The following is a 17,376-nucleotide window of genomic DNA, read 5'->3' as shown; positions in this document are numbered from 1 at the left end:
AATCTTTTTTAATCCCAGTAAAATCGACTACAAAGCCGATTTTACGGCCGCAATTGTTTTTAAATTACTATCTGATAAGGCATTTCCGTCAAAAAATGAAACTCCTGTTGCGCCATTTTTCTTGGCTTGCAAAATCGCTTCTTTTAATTCTGCATCTGATTTTAATCCCGGAATATAAATTCCTGTATTTACTTTCGTTGGCTTTCCTTCTAAATCGGCTACACCTTGTTTGGTTGCGTAACCTACCCAGTCAATTTCTTCATCATAAAAACTATGATAAATCATTGGATATACTTCGTCAATATTCCATTTATCCCAACGCTGACGCACCATATGATCTGCCATTTCTGGATAAGGGAATACTGCTGCGGTTAATTTTTTATTGTGTTTGTGAGCAATTTTATAGGCATCATCAACAACTGATTTTACAGCGTTTAACCTAAAATTTTTCCATTCCATATCAATGGAAGTATTGTGGCTTTTCTTTGGATTTTTTTGATGTTCTTTTTCGAATTTAGAAACACAGGCATCACAATAACAGAAATCGAATTGAGGCAATTCTACATCCTGAACCAAATTATATTTTGGCAATAAACTGATTGGCAGGAAAATATCTGGGAAACGAATGTAATCTAAATGTACGCTTTCGATTCCTTCCACTTTTGCTAAACCTTCCACTAAACCTAAAACGTGGTTTCTAGATTCTTCTTTAGTTGGGCAAAGCCATTGGTAATAATCTACATACGGACGGTTATCAAAACAAGATTTTCCTTCTTTACTTACTTGATACCAATCTGGATGCTGTAAAGCAACTGAATCGTTTGGACGGTTCATTGCCATAATCCAAGCGTGAACTTTTAGACCTTCTTTTGTTGCAAGCGGAACTAATCTTGCTAAAAGTTTTGGATCGGTTTGAGTATTTATTAAAACTTCATCGATTCCGCCGTCTTTGTATTTTTTGAATTCTTTCGAATAATCTGCATCCGATTTTTTAGCGTCGGCAGTGGTCCAAACTCCAAAAGTGAATTTTCCGTTTTCTTGATCTTTATTTTCTTTTTGTCCGCAAGAGAATAAACTCAGCGAAAGCACCAGAACTAAAATCTTTGAAAAGTGCTGTAACTTATTCGTTCGTAATAATTTTACCATCTTCTTTAATTATTAAGGTTTTGTTTGAAAAAGGACTTTTTACCAAGATATTAAATCCTGATGAATGATTTTCTAAAACTGGTTTTAAAGTCTTTCCGTCAACAACTATATTTTTTTTACTGATACTTTGCAGTGATTTTGCCCAAGATTTATTTTTATCGAAATATCTCTTTTGAGCACGGTACAACGTATACAGTTCCCATTTTACTTTTTCTTCCTGCGGAATTGTAAATTTATCATTGCTTTCTTTTGAAGAAAAGTATACATAAGCCCATTTTTCGGGCTCATGCATATTGATGACTCCCATAGGCGACCAAACCCAATTGTATTCTGGGAGAAACTTTCCTTCTGAATCTTTTTTTCGTTCGTATTTTCCGTCAACGATAGAATGCTGCCAATTTACACGAGAGAAATTAACTCTCCAAAATTTATCTTTCGGAACAATATTATCGAAATATGATGTTTTATAAACCGACCACGGAATAGCAATTTCTAATGTCCAGCCTTTATCTGTATCTGAAGCATTATTCAAAGTTCCATCCACTTTTACAGCCGATTTTAATCCGTCGATATTCCAGTCGTTTAGAACGGTATTTTTTTCGCGGTAGGGTTTATTGATAAATAAATCCCAAGCCGTGTTTAAGGCATTTATTTCTAATTCATAATAATTGTGTGTATCATTATCTGGATCGATAAAAACTTCAAAATCATTATTGTAGAAAATAATAGTATCGCGCTGTCTTAGATTTGCCCAAACATGAGGCTCCTCCAATTTTGCCAGAATATAGTAGTATTTATCGTCCCAAAGCATTTTGACCTGAGTCTTATATTTTGGAGTTTCAACACCTTCTATGTCGACAAAAGGTGTTGTCCAAGATGCTTTTTCCCAGTCTTTATCTGCTCCGTCTCCGTCAATAACAATTTCTTTCGAAGTTTTATATGCAATATAACTTTTCGGTGTAACCTCCTTTTCAGATTGCGCATAACTCATCAATACAACAAAAAAAACGGCAAGGGACAATAAATTACTTCTACTATGCATCTTTATATTATAAACTATTATCTTTTGTAAATTGAATTACCTCACTTAATTTTCCGAAGGCGATAGCAACATGCGTATCTGCAGCACCGTAATAAACTGCCAATTTATCTTCTTCAAAATCATGTAAAGCTGCACAAGGGAAAACGACGTTTGGTACATCTCCAACCATTTCATACGTTTCTGCAGGTCCTAATAAATAAGGCTGTGTTCTGTATTTTACTTGATCTGGAGAATCAGTATCTAAAAGTGCTGAACCCATTGCATAACGAAAACCGTTGCAAGTATTGATCACTCCATGGTAAATCATTAACCAACCTTCGTCTGTTAAAATCGGAATTGGTCCTGCACCTACTTTTGTACATTGCCAAGCACTTTTTTCAAACTGGCTTGGTTTCATAACCAATCGGTGTTCTCCCCAATATTTCATGTCTGGGCTGTAACTGATCCAGATATCTCCAAAAGGTGTGTGTCCGTTATCACTTGGACGGCTTAACATTGCATATTTTCCGTTGATTTTCTGAGGGAATAAAACTCCATTTCTGTTGAATGGTAAAAAGGCATTTTCGCATTGGAAAAATTCTTTAAAATCGAAAGTATAACCAATACCAATTGTTGGTCCGTTATAACCGTTACACCAAGTAATCCAGTAACGATCTTCAATCCAAACCACACGAGGATCGTATTTATAAGAAGATTCGATCATTTCTGTATTTCCAGATTTCATCTCAATTGGTTCGTGGTTGATGTCCCAATTAATACCATCTTTACTGAAACCAGCAAAAATATTCATCTGAACTGCTTTATTATCACATCTGAAAACCCCAGCATATCCGTCTCCAAAAGGTACAACTGCACTATTGAATATACTGTTTGATGAAGGAATCGAATATCTGTCGATAATTGGATTCTCAGAATATCTCCACATTACATCTTTACTGTTTTCGGGTCTGTCTTGCCAAGGAATAGTACTCATTTTTTGTTTTTTTTATTTATTAGTTTTTATTCTTTTATTCTTTTTAAACACATAGGGACATAGTTTGCTTTGTCTACAAAAGGCGTTTCACTTGTTTAAATAAACATAGCTTTACTGCCAATCTTTCGTTCCTGTAGTTGAAACTACGGGCTATGTTCAAAGCAATGTGTGAGAAACTAGTTTCCTTCTACACTCTTTTCAAAGTCAAAAAAATTATATTACTATGTGTTTAAATTTTTATCAAATCAAAATAATTTCCTCTAAAATCTTGATTCTATTTTCTTTATTCTATTTTCTTTTAATCTTCAATCTTACGAACTCGGTCTAACCAAGTAAACTTCAATACTGTAGTTGTCACTAAGAAAACTACCAGCGCCACTGCCGCTTTTGGATAATCTCTGATGATGAAATAAATTGGAAGCAGAATCATGCTTGACTGCCATACAATTCCAATTACACAATTCATCATATCTAGATAGAAATCATTATTTTTTTGGAAAGATTGATCTTCCGCTTTTAATTGTTTGTAAACCGGCCCCCAGAATCCCCAAGGCCTTACGTTTGAATAGAAAGATTTTAAAACTTCCATATCAGTTGGTTTGCTTAAGTAAGTTCCTAAAAGACAACCTAAAATTGACATTCCAAAAATTAATGGAAATAAGTAAATCGATGGCACTTGCGAAAGATCATGCAAAAATGTTCCTGCGGCTAAATTTCCTTTGTTTTGATCTAAAACGAATTGAAGAGAAGCAGCAATTAATCCGCCGACCATTCCCCAGAAATAACCCCATCCGTTGAAACGCCACCAAATCCATTTTAAGAAGTTCGCTGCCACGTAACCGCCATATAAAGCACTTGTAATCCAAAGTGTGAGTGAGTTAATCGAATCTGCGAAGAATCCCATGAAAACTCCAAGTCCAACAACTAAGAAAGAAGAAATCTGACTTACTTTAATATAATGTGCATTTGAAGCAACTGGTTTAAAGTATTTTTTATAAATATCATTTACAATATAAGCTGGTCCCGCGTTTACGAAAGCTGAGAATCCAGACATGAAAGCGGCTAATAAACCTGCAAGAAGAATTCCTTTAATTCCAACTGGAATATAAAGATTCACCACTTTTGGCATTAATAATTCTAAATCTGCTCCAGTAAGATTAACGTTTGCATTTAATTCTGGCGCAAGATTTACTAATGCAATAACCACAATTCCTGTGATTAATAAATATCTCGGAATAAATAAAATCAAGTTGGTAAAACCACTCATATAAGCCGCCTCTTTTACTGACTTTGTAGAAAGAACACGCTGTAAATCATAACTTGGAGTTGGTCCTGCAACACTCGCAAAGAAACCTTTGAAAAGTGTCATTCCGATAAAAGCACCAAACATTTTGTAACCTTCTGTATCAATTAATTTATTGAAAGTATCGAATTTATCGCTCCATTGTGTTTCAAATTCCCATCCGAAGAAAACATTTTTCCACTCTGGCGTAATAACCGAATTGATTTGAATATCTGTATAATTAATGAATGCGTAACCAGCAATTAAAACTCCGGCAATAATCATAATTACATACTGCACCACTTCTGTTGCAACAACAGAAAACATTCCGCCTTTAACCGTATAAATGGTTGTTAAGAAAATGATTAATAATGCATAAGCTTGTTCTGATGTTAAGAAAACACCACCGTTCATGTGAACTGTTAAATCCCAAGGAAGAATAATCGTTACGAATTTCCCAATTCCAACGAAGAAATACGCGATGAAACCAATGGTAGAAATAATAGCAAAAATAGCAACAATAATATGTGATGCTTTTCCTGCTTTGTCACTTCCAAAACGAGTTAAAATCCATTCGGAACCTGTCATTACTTTCGATCTTCTAATCCAGACTGCGAGGAACATCATGACGAAAATCTGATTCCAAATCGGCCAAAGCCACATAAACATGAAGCTTTTTACTCCATATAAAAATAAAACTCCAATCATCCAGGAAGTTCCTGAAACATCAAACATTCCTGAGCCATTGCTCAATCCTAAAAAATACCATTTGATTGATTTCCCGCCAAGGAAATAATCGTCAAGTCCTTTTGATGCTTTTCTTGAAATCCAGATTCCTATACCGACCGACATTACGATATAGATTAAAATGATTGATACGTCTATAATGTTCATTAAATATTTATTTTGAATTAGTTAGTTCAGACCCCAGTTTTTGTTTGGTTGTGCTCCCATTACAAAATGAAGTACACCACCTTTTTGCATTTCTTGGTGAGAAATGGCTGTTTTTTCAAATGCTTTTCCGTTTAAAGTAGCCGATTGGATGTAGAAATTTTGCTTCGAAACATTTTCTGCTTCAATTACAAAAGTTTTTCCGTTTGGAAGATTTAAAGTCGATTTCTCAAAAATTGGACTTCCTATTTCGTATTCTCCAGAAGCTGGATTCATTGGGTATAATCCCATTGAGCTGAATACATACCAAGCCGACATTTGTCCGCAATCTTCGTTTCCGCTTAGACCGTTTGCAGTCGTATTGTATTGAGTATCTAAAATGTGACGCACCCAATATTGCGTTCTCCAAGGTTGTTTCGCATGATTAAACATATAAGCAATATGGTGGCTTGGCTCGTTTCCGTGCGCATATTGTCCGATCAAACCAGAAATATCTGCAGAAACGTTGTTTCCTGTAATTTCAGAACTCTCAGTAAATAATTGCTCTAAACGTTTGGTGAAAATGTCATTTCCTCCGTGAAGCTTAATAAAATTATCTACATTATGAGGTACAAACCAGCTGTGTTGCCAAGCATTTCCTTCCGTATAATCAGTGTGTTCTCTGTGGTTAGAGTGTTTTGGGTCGAAAGGTTCATTCCAAGATTTTCCGTCTTCAGACTTTCCTCTCATGAAACCTGATTTGGCATCAAATAAATATTCGTAAGCTTTTGCTCGTTTTGAGAAAAACTCATAATCTGCTGTTTTTCCTAAAGCTTTCGCCATTTGCGCTACACACCAATCGTCGTAAGCATATTCTAAAGTAATCGTAACAGATTCGTCTAATAAGTTATACGGAATGTAACCGTATTTTTTGTAGAAATTTAATCCGCGTTCGTCTTGCATCATGGTTGCTTTCATGGCTTCAAAAGCTTTTTCGGCATCAAAACCTTTAATGCCTTTCATGTAAGCATCAACAATAACTGGAATCGAATGATATCCTGTCATGGTATTAGTTTCATTAGCATATAAAGTCCAAACCGGAAGTATCTTTTTGGTTTCGTAATACGCTAACATGGAGTTCACCATATCTGAAACTCGATTTGGATCTAAAATGGTAAGCAATGGATTTTCTGCTCTAAACGTATCCCAAAGTGATAAAGTTGAATACGCTGTATAATTTTTTGAAGTAACGATTTTGTCATCTTCGGTTCTAAACTGTCCGTTTTTGTCGCTGTACGTTACTGGCGCAACTTGAGCGTGATATAAAGCGGTGTAGAAAATTGTTTTTAGAGAATCTACTGGAGTTTCAACTGTAATTTTACTTAAAGCTTCGTTCCAATCAACAGAAGCTGCTGTTTTTACTTTTTCAAATTCCTGATCTTTATCTAAATTGTCTTTTGCATTTTCAACACTTACCGAAGAAAGTGCCACTTTTACACCTAGTTCTTTTGAATTTTTAGCATCAAAGAACAATTGTAGTGCTGTATTTTCGCCTTCCCCATTTTTAGCTGAAACAACTTTTTTATCAGCCGTAATAACTGATTCTATAATAGGTTTAGAAAACTTAGCTACAAAAAATACTTTCTGATTTTTTGCCCATCCCGTACTGTAACGGTAACCGCTAATGGTGTTTGCATCTTCAATTTTAATAGATGTTTTTACCGCTTTGTCCCAATTGATAGCAAAACCAAGATCTACAACTACAGATTGTGTATTGGTATCATTAAAAGTATATTTATGGTATGCGGTTCTTTGCGTAGATGTTAATTCTACATTGATTTTAGGATCTTCAAGAAAAACTTGGTAATAACCCGGTACTGCTTTTTCGTTAACATGACTATATTTTGATTTATACGGAAGGAAATCGCGTGAAGCGGCTTTGGCGGTTAAGTCTAATTTTTTGTTTGTCGGCATAAATAAAATATCTGCCAAATCACCGATTCCTGTCCCGCTTAAGTGTAAGTGACTAAATCCAGAAACTATGGAGTCAGAATAATGATAGCCGGAACACCAGTCCCAATGCGAAATTCCATTATCTGGACTCACTTGCAGCATTCCGAATGGAACTGTTGCGCCTGGATACGTATGTCCGTGACCACCAGTACCAATAAACGGATCTACATAATTTGTTGCAAAACTTTCTGGATGTTGATTTTTATCAACTTTTATTTTGCAACTTGCAATAAAAATTACCGTAAGAGATAGCAGAGTAATTTTCTTCATATCAAAACAATATTAATTTAACTTTAAATTTAGATAAATTCAACTTTTACCAAAATAATTTTAGACGGACGACATTTAAACAGCTCTAAACATCAAAAAATAGTAACAAACGACATTCTAAAATATTCATATGATTTTCAACTCAAGCAAGCTTTACAGATTACCAATCCGCTATCATGTTTACTTCTGGCTGACGTATTTTGTATTCAATACGTTCCGCTGGGGAAGCTATTTTAACGATTACGTTTACTCCCTAAAAACAACTTTACTTGGTTTCCCAATTCACATGGCTTTATGTTACCTTAATATTTTGGTATTAATGCCACATTTGGTTTATCGTAAAAAATACTTCCTATATATTATAAGTGTACTTTCTGCCATTTTTGTCATGGTCGTCATCAAATTTAATCTGACTTATTTGTTGATTACACACAATGTTTGGCCAGAAGGACCGCAAACCATCAATGCGCTTACGCTAAATTATACAATTGATATGATGATGGGAGAATTATATGTAATGACTTTTGTTACGGCCATTAAAATTACGCTCGATTTATTGCAAGAGCAAAAACGTGTAACCGATCTTGAAAAATCACAATTAGAAACCGAATTATTGTTTTTAAAATCTCAAATTTCGCCTCACTTTTTCTTTAATACCTTAAATAATATCTATTCTCTTTCTGTAGAAAAATCAAATAAAACTCCGAAAATAGTTTTAAAGCTTTCCGAATTGATGCGATACATGCTTTATGAAACAAAAGAAAAAAAACAGTCTTTAGAAAATGAAATTCTCTGCATTCAGAATTATCTTGATTTGGAAAGAATTAGAAATGGAGAACGCCTAGAAGTTAATATGTATATTTCTGGTGATATACATGACAAAGAAATCTCACCTGTTTTACTTTTGACTTTCGTCGAAAATGCCTTTAAACATGGAGTAAACAAGAATACCGGAAATGTTGTGATTGATATTAATTTCAAAGTAAAAGGAGATTATCTGTATTTCATCATTTCAAACCCAATGCCTGAAATTACCGTACATAAAGATAATTTTAACAAGTCAAGTGGTATAGGAATTGAGAACGTAAAAAAAAGACTTGAATTAGGATATAATAAAAGCGACTATAAGCTTTCATTTAAAAATAAAAAGAATATTTTTGTCGTTAAACTAGTTATAAAAGTCACGTAGCCCCTCTTTTACAAGTTTAGAAAACTATACCTACAAAAAACCACATATCGGCCTAAATAATATTTTGCAAATGAAAATAAAGTGTTTAATTATCGATGATGAGCCATTAGCAATAAACGTTATTAAAAATTATATTGAACAGATTGAAGATTTAGAATTAATAAACACCTTCAGCAATTCTATTGAAGGGCTAAATTTCTTGAAAAACAATACGATTGATGTAATTTTTCTAGACATAAATATGCCTGTTTTAGATGGTATTAATTTTATTAAAAGTTTAGAAAATCCGCCTTTGCTTATTATTACAAGCGCTTACGATCAATTTGCAATTGAAACGTACGAACTTGATGTTTTAGATTATCTGGTAAAACCAATTGAGTTTCCGAGATTAATGAAAGCGGTAAATAAAATCAACAAACGTCTTAATAATACCAGTAAACTTCCTGCAGAAAACAGTAAAGAAAACGCTTTTATTTTTGTAAAAATCGACAAGAAAAAAATGAAGAAAATTTTCTTGAACGAAATTTTAGTTATCGAAAGTTTAAAAGATTATCTAAAAATAAGCACCACTTCTGGAAAGTTTATCATTCATAGCACTTTATCTGATTTTACAAGTTTATTACCAGAAAGAGATTTTATCAGAATCCACAGATCTTATACGATTGCAATAGATAAAATTGACGCTGTAGAAGGAAATAGCATTGAAATTGAAGGACTTCGATACGTTATAGGAAGATCTTATATTGATGAAGTAAAACAGAAAATTTTGAATTCTTCTATCTAATGATTTAACCGCAAAGACGCTAAGATTTACGCAAAGTTCACAAAGATTTTATTTCTATATTGTGTAAAAAATGAGAATAAAAAAGTTCGCAAAGCTTACCTACTAAGCTTTGCGAACTTTTTTATTCTTCTTTAAGATTAAGCAAAAAAAACTTTGCGAACTTTGCGTAAAATCTTTGCGTCTTTGCGGTAAAAAAAACTTTGCGGTTTAAAAACACAAAACATTTAAAAAACGAAAATGCAGCCAACCACGACTGCATTTTCTCTCAATTATAGGTAACTAACCAAAATAAACCATGAAATAGTCTATTATCTTTATTGCTGCAAAACCACTAAAAGTGATATCTTTTAAACGCTTCTATAGCCGAATAATCTGCTAAACCTAAGCTATGATATTTTTCTGCAGTCAATCTATTTCTGTCTTCAACTCGAACCCAAAACTCTCTGCTGTCATCACCTTGAAACATAACCCCGTCTTTTTGAGACTGGTGATAAAAAATAGCATGTCGTTTCTTTAAAACCTGGTCAGGACTCATTGGTACTGCCATGTCGATCTGGTACGATTCCCATTCATGCCAAGCGCCTCTGTAAAGCCAAACCCAGCAATCATCCATAAAGCTTTCGTTTTTTAGTCTTTTTAAAGACTCAAACAAACTGTCTAAACATACTTTATGAGTTCCGTGCGGATCTGCTAAATCTCCGGCGGCATAAATTTGATGCGGTTTTATTCTTTCTATAATGTCACACATAATGTCGACATCTGCATCTGAAAGATTATTTTTCTTAACCGTTCCTGTTTCGTAAAACGGAAGATCTAAAAAGTGTACATTAGCATCAGGCAAACCTATGTAACGTGTTGCTCCAAAAGATTCGCTTCTTCTAATTAATCCTTTTAATTTTCTAACTTCAGGCGAATCTATTTCAGTTCCTGTTCTGTTTTTAAGAAAATCAACAATCTCCTGAGAAAGTTTAGAATCTGGACTTACCGCTTTAGAAATCTCTGCAAATTTCAAAGCTTCTTCATTAGAAACTGCAATATTTCCAGAAGTCTGATAGGCCACATGAACTTCATGTCCTTGTTCAACCAAACGATCAAAAGTTCCTCCCATCGAAATCACATCATCATCTGGATGCGGACTGAAAATAATGATTCTTTTCTTTTCCGGCGTGGAACGCTCCGGTCTATAAGTATCATCTGCGTTAGGTTTTCCGCCCGGCCATCCGGTGATGGTTTGCTGCATTTTATTAAACATCTTAATGTTCAAATCGTATGCAGTTCCCTCTTCCGTCAAAAGACTCGACATTCCGTTGTCGTTATAATCTTTATCGGTCAGTTTCAGGAAAGGTTTCTTCGTCAATTCACTCAACCAAGCTACCGCTTTTAATTTTAATTCGTCTGTCCAAACGCAAGACTTTACCAGCCAAGGCGTTTTTACACGTGTTAATTCAGACGAAGCTTCAGTATCTAGAACAAATGTTGTGTTGTGATGCTCTTGCAAATACGTAGCCGGAACTTGCGAAGAAACCTGCCCTTCGATTGTCTTTTTTATAATTCCTGCTTTACTGATTCCCCAACCGAGTAAAACAATTCTTTTTGCATTTCTAACAGTTCCAATTCCCATAGTAATCGCTTTTCTAGGAACATTATCAATTCCTAAAAAAGAAGAAGCCGCATCGACACGTGTCAAATGATCCAAAGTAATACTTCTGGTTCCAGAATTCACATGAGAACCTGGTTCATTAAATCCGATGTGTCCAGTTCTACCGATTCCTAAAAGCTGAAAATCCAATCCGCCGTACGACTTAATTTTCATTTCGTAATCGATACAATATTGCTGCAATTCCTCTGCACTTACGTGTCCATCTGGAATATTTATATTTTCTGGATGAATGTTGACATGATGGAACAAATGCTCGTGCATAAAATGATAATAACTCTGAATATCATTTTTATCCATCGGATAATATTCATCCAAATTAAAAGTTACTACGTTTGCAAAACTTAGTCCCTCTTCTTTATGCTTTCTTACTAATTCTTCGTAAATTTTGATTGGAGAAGATCCTGTAGCCAAACCTAAAACACATGGTTCGTTAAGCTCGTTTTTTCTCTGAATCAAATTAGCGATTTCCTGCGCCACTAATAAAGAAGCTTCTTGCGAAGATTCGAAAATAACATTATGAATTTTCTCGAAACGAGTTTCTTCAAATTTCCCAGCTTCTCTAAAACCAATATCTTCTTTAATCATTTGCTGCGTGTCATTTAATTAGTAAGATAAAAGTAGAATTAAATTACTCTTTCCTATTAAAATTTCGACTAATAACGATTGCGCTTCGGCAAAAGACAAAATAATAAATATCAAACTATTTTTAACGTGTCTAAAAAACCATTTATTCGATTACTCCAATTTCAGCAATCGAAACAGTTTGGCTATTTCCTACTGCTCCTGTAGCCACAAATCTTAAAAATCTTGCTTTTACAGCAGTAAAACTCTTAAATTGTTCAATTGGATTATGTTTGATATTCGAAAATTCTCCCTCGGATTGTTTTGTCCAAGTAATATTATCTTCACTTGTATAAAACTCATAATTTGAAATCAGACTCAAATTACTTCCAACTTGCTGTGGCGTATAGGTGAAACCTTTTATAGTGCTTAAATCGCCCATATCAATAATAATGGTTTGAGGCAATTTATTTTCATTATTTCCAAATCCCCAAGCTGTATTAGCATCTCCATCTATGATTTTTTCAACCGATTTATTATCTCCGCTCGAAATAGAAATCACTCTCCATTTTTCTTTAGAAACACCGTATTTTGCCATTTTTACTGCACTGTTGATTTTCTCTTTCGTATTTCTCGAAATTGCTTTGATTTCTACCGCTTTATTATATGCAAAAGGAGCCTTATATAAAATGCTTTTTTCTGAAGGATTTTTTCCATCTAAAGTATAATAGATCGCATTTCCATCTTCCGATTTAATCGTAACCAAACCATTTTTATCGCGAAGAATTTGTGGTTCTTTCACAAAAGTCGGTGCATTAAATGCTTCAATTGTACTGATTACAAATCCTGCTTTGGCATCTAAAATATTCACTCTGATTGCCGAAGCCATAACTCGGTCTAAACGCAGAATTCTTTTGTAACCAATTGTTGTTTCATTGGCAATTATTTTCCATTGTCCATCTACTTTTGCTTCGACAGAAAATGCTTTTACACGCTGCCCAAGTTTAATATATTCTTGAAGTAAAAGTCTATTAATCGCCGTTGGTTTTTTAAACGTAAATTCGATTGAAGCTTGTTTTACTTTATCATCTGTTGCCCAATAGGTATTTTTATTACCGTCAATTGTATTTTGAGGTCCAAAATTAGAATCGTTTGTACGAATATTTGAAGCTTGAACTTTAGTTCCTGCTAATACTTCTTTTTTGAAATCGGCTTTTATAGTGGCAACCAATTCTTTCAATCTTGCTTCGTCATTTTCATGAACAAGACCACGTTTATCAACTGGAAGATTCAATAATAAAGTCGCATTTCGCCCAATCGATTCGTAATAAATATCGACCATTTCGTCAAGCGAACGCACTTTATCATCTTCAACAGAATGATAAAACCATCCTGGTCTTATGGAAACGTCTGCTTCTCCAGGAACCCATTTTTCTCCATCTTCGTGTCCAGACATAAATTCGCTGTAATGTACTTTTCCAGCCAATTCATCTTTTTGTCGCAATAACGACCAATTGGTTTTCCCTGCACGTCCTTCTTCATTTCCAATCCATCTTGCTTCAGATGGCCCAACGCCCCAAACTAAGGTTTTTGGTGCGATATCGTAAATTAATTTATAGGTTTCATCCCAATTATAATAAGTAAGCGAATTGATTTTTCTGGTCTCATTTGCCCCGCCATAATAGCCGTCACCACCGTTTGCACCATCAAACCACATTTCGAAAACATCGCCGTAATTGGTCAATAATTCTTTTAATTGATTTCTGAAATACGTCACATATTCAGGTTTTCCATATTGCGGATGATTTCTGTCCCAAGGCGAGAGGTATAATCCTAATTTTAAATCGTATTCTTTACAAGCCGCAGCCAGTTCTTTTACCAAATCTCCTTTTCCGTTTTCCCAAGGTGAATTTTTAACTGAACGTTCCGTATAAGCTGATGGCCAAAGGCAAAAACCATCGTGATGTTTAGCAACCAAAATAATTCCTTTCATTCCGGCTTCTTTTGCCACGCGTGCCCATTGACGAACGTCTAATTGCGACGGATTGAAAAGTTCTGGCGATTCGTCTCCGAAACCCCATTCTTTATTGGTAAAAGTGTTTAATGAAAAATGCACAAAAGCATAGAATTCCATTTCCTGCCAATCGATTTGTTTTTGAGTCGGAACTGGCCCAAAAGGCTTTGGCGAATTGGCAAATTCCTGTCCCGAACTGCTAAAAATGACACCAAAAAGACATAAAGAAAGGTAAATTTTTTTCATTGCTGATCTGCTTTAAAATAGTCTATAAGGTATAAATGTAGTATAAATTGAATTTCTGATGTGTAAAATTTCGACCAACAGCAAATTTAATAGCATTTTGGTTTAAAATTGTTTTTTGTTCCGTAGGAACATTTCATCGGTAGAAAATTTTGATGTTACCGTCATTTTACGTTCCGTAGGAACGTTTGTTTTGACGTTCCTATTTTAAACAATTAGAAAATCAGACGTTCCTACGGAACGTAAAATGAATGGGATGAACTATTTTTTCTACCGACCAGACATTCCTACGGAATGATAAAATGATCCGAAAAGTGAAAACTATTACTTCGGTTAACAAAAAAACAAAAAAAAGAGCTGTTCCTAAAAACAGCTCTCTATAGGTTTTTCAAGTTAGTTGTATATATGCTTACTAATTCAAAATACTCCTTAAAAAATGAAAAACCAATGTATGCTAATATTGTGTTGCTTTACTATCCGTTTTCGATTTCATAATGACTTCAACCGTGCTCGGTTTTGCAAAGAATTCCTTAGCGAAAGCTTTTAAATCGGCTGTAGTTATTTCGTTTAAGGTTTTCTTGTAAACAGCATCATCTTTGAACGTTTCGTTGTTCATAATCATATTATTTAAACTGCTCATCCAGAATCCGTTATTTAAGACTTTTTCTGCTCTGCCTTTTAAAACAGTATTTTTTATCGATTGAATATCATCTTCGTTTACTTCTTTTTGCTGCATTAAAGCGATTTGTTCGTAAACAATTTTAGTCAGTTTTTCTTCCTTTTCTGGATCACTGTCAAAATTGATTGTCATTGAATATTCGTCTGATGGTAAACGATTTACCGAATTCGATACATGAACGCCATAACTTCCGCCCTCTTCTTCACGAATTAAATCCAAATACTTTTTAGACAGCAATTCTGATAAAATATGCATTGTAAATACATTTTTATAGTTGTATGGAAATTGTTTTACAAATCGAATATAAACACTTGCTTTTGGTACATTCATTTCGCGAACCAATAACTGCTTTGCGATTCCAGACGCCGGATCTAAATGATTGTCTACAAAATTTTCTTTTTTATCTGCATCTGATTTTATACTTCCAATATATTTTTCAAGAAGTGAAATTGCATTTTCAGGAAGATTTCCAGTAAATACAAAAGTAAAATCTGCTGCGTTCTGAATTCTTTCTTTGTACAATTCTGAAGCTTTTTCGAAACTTAATCTTTTCAAGAATTCCTCATTAAATAAAGGCACACGTTTATTATGATTGTAGTTTAATTGCGAAATTGTGTCCTGAAAAACTTTCGGATTGGTATTGGCTGTGTTTTCCAATGAATTTTCAAAACCTGTCAACATTCTTCCGTAAGAATCTTTATCAAACCTTGGCTGTTCAAAATACAAATACACCAGCTGTAATAAAGTTTCAAAATCTTTTTGGTTACTTGAACCCTGAAAACCTTCTGTCAACTCTGAGATGTATGGTTTTACATTCGCAATTTTACCGTTCAATTTATCTTTTAAATCAGTGCTTTTAAAATTACCTAAACCTGAATTTTCAACTAAACTAACAGCGATTTGCGATGACGGAATATCTGCTGTTTTAACTAATGAACTTCCGCCAAAACTAAAAGCAGAAAACAAAATTTCGTCTTTTGCTAAAGTTGTTGGATATAAAACAATCTTGGCACCATTTCCTAAAACATAACTTTTGGCACCTTTAATTCCTTCAATCGGATCTTCTTTTATAACCTTAGAACCGTTTAAATCTGCTGCAATTAAAGGCTGGTCTGTATCTGTTTCTTTATACTTTTCGAGTGGCATTTTCTTAACTTCTGCCATGATTTTCAGATAATCTTCTTTCGTCGGATAAACAACATCGCTTTTATCAGGACCCGTAACCGTCATTACAATATTATCTGCAGTCTGCAATTTTTTAACCGCTTGATTAATTTCTGAAAGTGTAATTGAGGCTAATCTCTTTTTGACGTTTTCGTATTGTGTTTCGATACTTTCAAACGGAATCGCTTTCAAGAAATATTCGACTAATTCTTCTGATAATTCATCGCTCTCAAATTTGTCTTTATTTTTCAAAAGGTTTTCATAAGAACTCAAAACAGCTTCTTTATTACGATCTAATTCTTTCTGTGTGAATCCGTAACGAACAGCTTTTTCTGTTTCAATCATCATTTCTTTGAAACCTTCAAGTGTTTTATTATTTTTTGGAGTTACATATAAATAGTAGGAATTTGTCAATCTTGAAACTTCTGAAATCCCTGTTCCTATTCCTAAAACAGCCGTTTCATTATTCTGAATAAATTCCTGATAACGTCTGTTCATCATATCTGTACAAAGATTATTCACCAAATCTCTTCTAATAGTTTCGTTATTCTTTACTTTATCATATTCCTTCTTATAATAAACTACAATTGATGTTTCCTGCGCTTCTTTGTCTTTTGCCAAAACATATTCCATTCCTTTATTTTTCGGAACTGAAACGTAATAACGTTCTGCGGGATTTTTCGGCATTTCTATTGAAGAAAAAGTTTCAATAATCTTCTTTTCAATTTCTTTTGCATCAATATCGCCAACTACAATAACAGCTTGTAAATCTGGACGGTACCATTTTTTATAGTAATCTCTAAGAACTTGATAGTCAAAATTATTAATGATATTTAAATCACCAATTACATCGCGTTTGGCATATTTTGAACCTTTATAAAGCGTTTTATCGGTTTCTAATCTAAGTCTGAAATCTGAGTTACGTCTTGTGCGCCATTCTTCTCGAATTACACCGCGTTCTGCATCTATTTCTGCTTCTTTTAAAGAAAGAAAACCAGACCAATCGTGCAATGCCAAAAGACAAGAATCAATTAGTTTTGAATCGTTTGCTGGTACATTACTTAAGTTGTAAACGGTTTGATCCTGTGCCGTGTAGGCATTTATATCTTTACCAAAACTTACACCTTTTTTTTCCAGCATATCGATAATACCTTTTCCTTCAAAGTTTTTAGTTCCGTTAAAAGCCATATGTTCTAAGAAATGCGCTAAACCGTTTTGATCGTCGTTTTCTAAAATTGCTCCAACATTTTGGGCAAAATAGAAACAAACACGATCTTTTGGAAATTCGTTATGAAGCACATAATATTTCATTCCGTTTTTCAATTGTCCCGAAACAACATCTTTACTCAGCGGAATGGTGCTTGTAAACTGAGCCGCGCTTTTAAACCCTATAAATAGAGCTAAAAGCCAATATTTTGAGTGAAAAATTTTCATTTAGATAGTTATTTTTATTGTTGAGTTTATTTTTCTAAACAAATAGAATCAT

The 17,376-nt window shown here is 34.0% G+C and carries 10 protein-coding genes; 2 read left to right on the top strand and 8 right to left on the bottom strand.

Features of this window, described 5'->3' with window-relative positions; genetic code table 11:
- Positions 1–27 precede the first annotated feature (27 nt).
- The 5 genes from LL966_RS04615 to LL966_RS04595 all read right to left on the bottom strand — a co-directional run bounded on the left by LL966_RS04615 (position 28) and on the right by LL966_RS04595 (position 7,596).
- Complete coding sequence (locus LL966_RS04615; RefSeq protein ID WP_229350657.1) at positions 28–1,146, bottom strand: putative glycoside hydrolase; 1,119 nt, start codon at positions 1,144–1,146, stop codon at positions 28–30.
- Positions 1,121–2,188 (bottom strand): carbohydrate-binding family 9-like protein, encoded by a 1,068-nt coding sequence (locus tag LL966_RS04610; protein ID WP_229350655.1) that lies wholly within the window; start codon positions 2,186–2,188, stop codon positions 1,121–1,123. The genes LL966_RS04615 and LL966_RS04610 overlap by 26 nt, the downstream gene beginning before the upstream one ends.
- Positions 2,189–2,195: 7 nt before the next feature.
- Positions 2,196–3,161 carry a glycoside hydrolase family 130 protein gene (locus LL966_RS04605; RefSeq protein WP_229350653.1) on the bottom strand — a complete coding sequence of 322 codons (966 nt, stop codon included), beginning with the start codon at positions 3,159–3,161 and terminating at the stop codon, positions 2,196–2,198.
- Positions 3,162–3,459: 298 nt separating this feature from the next.
- Complete coding sequence (locus tag LL966_RS04600) at positions 3,460–5,337, bottom strand: sodium:solute symporter family protein (RefSeq protein ID WP_229350651.1); 1,878 nt, start codon at positions 5,335–5,337, stop codon at positions 3,460–3,462.
- Positions 5,338–5,358: 21 nt separating this feature from the next.
- Complete coding sequence (locus LL966_RS04595) at positions 5,359–7,596, bottom strand: GH92 family glycosyl hydrolase (RefSeq protein WP_229350650.1); 2,238 nt, start codon at positions 7,594–7,596, stop codon at positions 5,359–5,361.
- Positions 7,597–7,726: 130 nt separating this feature from the next.
- On the opposite strand from LL966_RS04595, the gene LL966_RS04590 reads away from it, so the two are divergent.
- Both LL966_RS04590 and LL966_RS04585 read left to right on the top strand, forming a co-directional pair.
- Positions 7,727–8,785, top strand: a complete 1,059-nt coding sequence (locus LL966_RS04590) for a sensor histidine kinase (protein ID WP_229350648.1) — start codon at positions 7,727–7,729, stop codon at positions 8,783–8,785.
- Positions 8,786–8,855: 70 nt separating this feature from the next.
- On the top strand, positions 8,856–9,569 hold the full coding sequence (locus tag LL966_RS04585; protein WP_229350646.1) for a LytR/AlgR family response regulator transcription factor: 714 nt from the start codon (positions 8,856–8,858) through the stop codon (positions 9,567–9,569).
- Between the two features lie 331 nt (positions 9,570–9,900).
- On the opposite strand, the gene nagB is transcribed toward LL966_RS04585, so the two are convergent.
- The 3 genes from nagB to LL966_RS04570 form a co-directional block, all read right to left on the bottom strand.
- The gene (gene nagB, locus LL966_RS04580; RefSeq protein WP_229350645.1) at positions 9,901–11,814 is read right to left on the bottom strand and encodes a glucosamine-6-phosphate deaminase; all 1,914 of its coding nucleotides are present in this window, start codon (positions 11,812–11,814) and stop codon (positions 9,901–9,903) included.
- A gap of 142 nt (positions 11,815–11,956) precedes the next feature.
- Positions 11,957–14,050 (bottom strand): alpha-L-fucosidase, encoded by a 2,094-nt coding sequence (locus LL966_RS04575; RefSeq protein ID WP_229350643.1) that lies wholly within the window; start codon positions 14,048–14,050, stop codon positions 11,957–11,959.
- Positions 14,051–14,501: 451 nt separating this feature from the next.
- Complete coding sequence (locus tag LL966_RS04570; RefSeq protein WP_229350641.1) at positions 14,502–17,324, bottom strand: M16 family metallopeptidase; 2,823 nt, start codon at positions 17,322–17,324, stop codon at positions 14,502–14,504.
- Between the last annotated feature and the right edge of the window lie 52 nt (positions 17,325–17,376).

Source organism: Flavobacterium chungbukense (genome assembly GCF_020805785.1).
Taxonomy (GTDB): Bacteria; Bacteroidota; Bacteroidia; order Flavobacteriales; family Flavobacteriaceae; genus Flavobacterium; species Flavobacterium chungbukense.
Note: the sequence above shows the minus strand (reverse complement) of the source record. Positions and strands in the feature narration are given on the sequence as shown.

Excerpts from the sequence above, each read along its gene's own strand:
- LL966_RS04615 (WP_229350657.1), bottom strand. The coding sequence starts at position 1,146 with ATGGTAAAATTATTACGAACGAATAAGTTACAGCACTTTTCAAAGATT.
- LL966_RS04610 (WP_229350655.1), bottom strand. The coding sequence starts at position 2,188 with ATGCATAGTAGAAGTAATTTATTGTCCCTTGCCGTTTTTTTTGTTGTA.
- LL966_RS04605 (WP_229350653.1), bottom strand. The coding sequence starts at position 3,161 with ATGAGTACTATTCCTTGGCAAGACAGACCCGAAAACAGTAAAGATGTA.
- LL966_RS04600 (WP_229350651.1), bottom strand. The coding sequence starts at position 5,337 with ATGAACATTATAGACGTATCAATCATTTTAATCTATATCGTAATGTCG.
- LL966_RS04595 (WP_229350650.1), bottom strand. The coding sequence starts at position 7,596 with ATGAAGAAAATTACTCTGCTATCTCTTACGGTAATTTTTATTGCAAGT.
- LL966_RS04590 (WP_229350648.1), top strand. The coding sequence starts at position 7,727 with ATGATTTTCAACTCAAGCAAGCTTTACAGATTACCAATCCGCTATCAT.
- LL966_RS04585 (WP_229350646.1), top strand. The coding sequence starts at position 8,856 with ATGAAAATAAAGTGTTTAATTATCGATGATGAGCCATTAGCAATAAAC.
- nagB (WP_229350645.1), bottom strand. The coding sequence starts at position 11,814 with ATGATTAAAGAAGATATTGGTTTTAGAGAAGCTGGGAAATTTGAAGAA.
- LL966_RS04575 (WP_229350643.1), bottom strand. The coding sequence starts at position 14,050 with ATGAAAAAAATTTACCTTTCTTTATGTCTTTTTGGTGTCATTTTTAGC.
- LL966_RS04570 (WP_229350641.1), bottom strand. The coding sequence starts at position 17,324 with ATGAAAATTTTTCACTCAAAATATTGGCTTTTAGCTCTATTTATAGGG.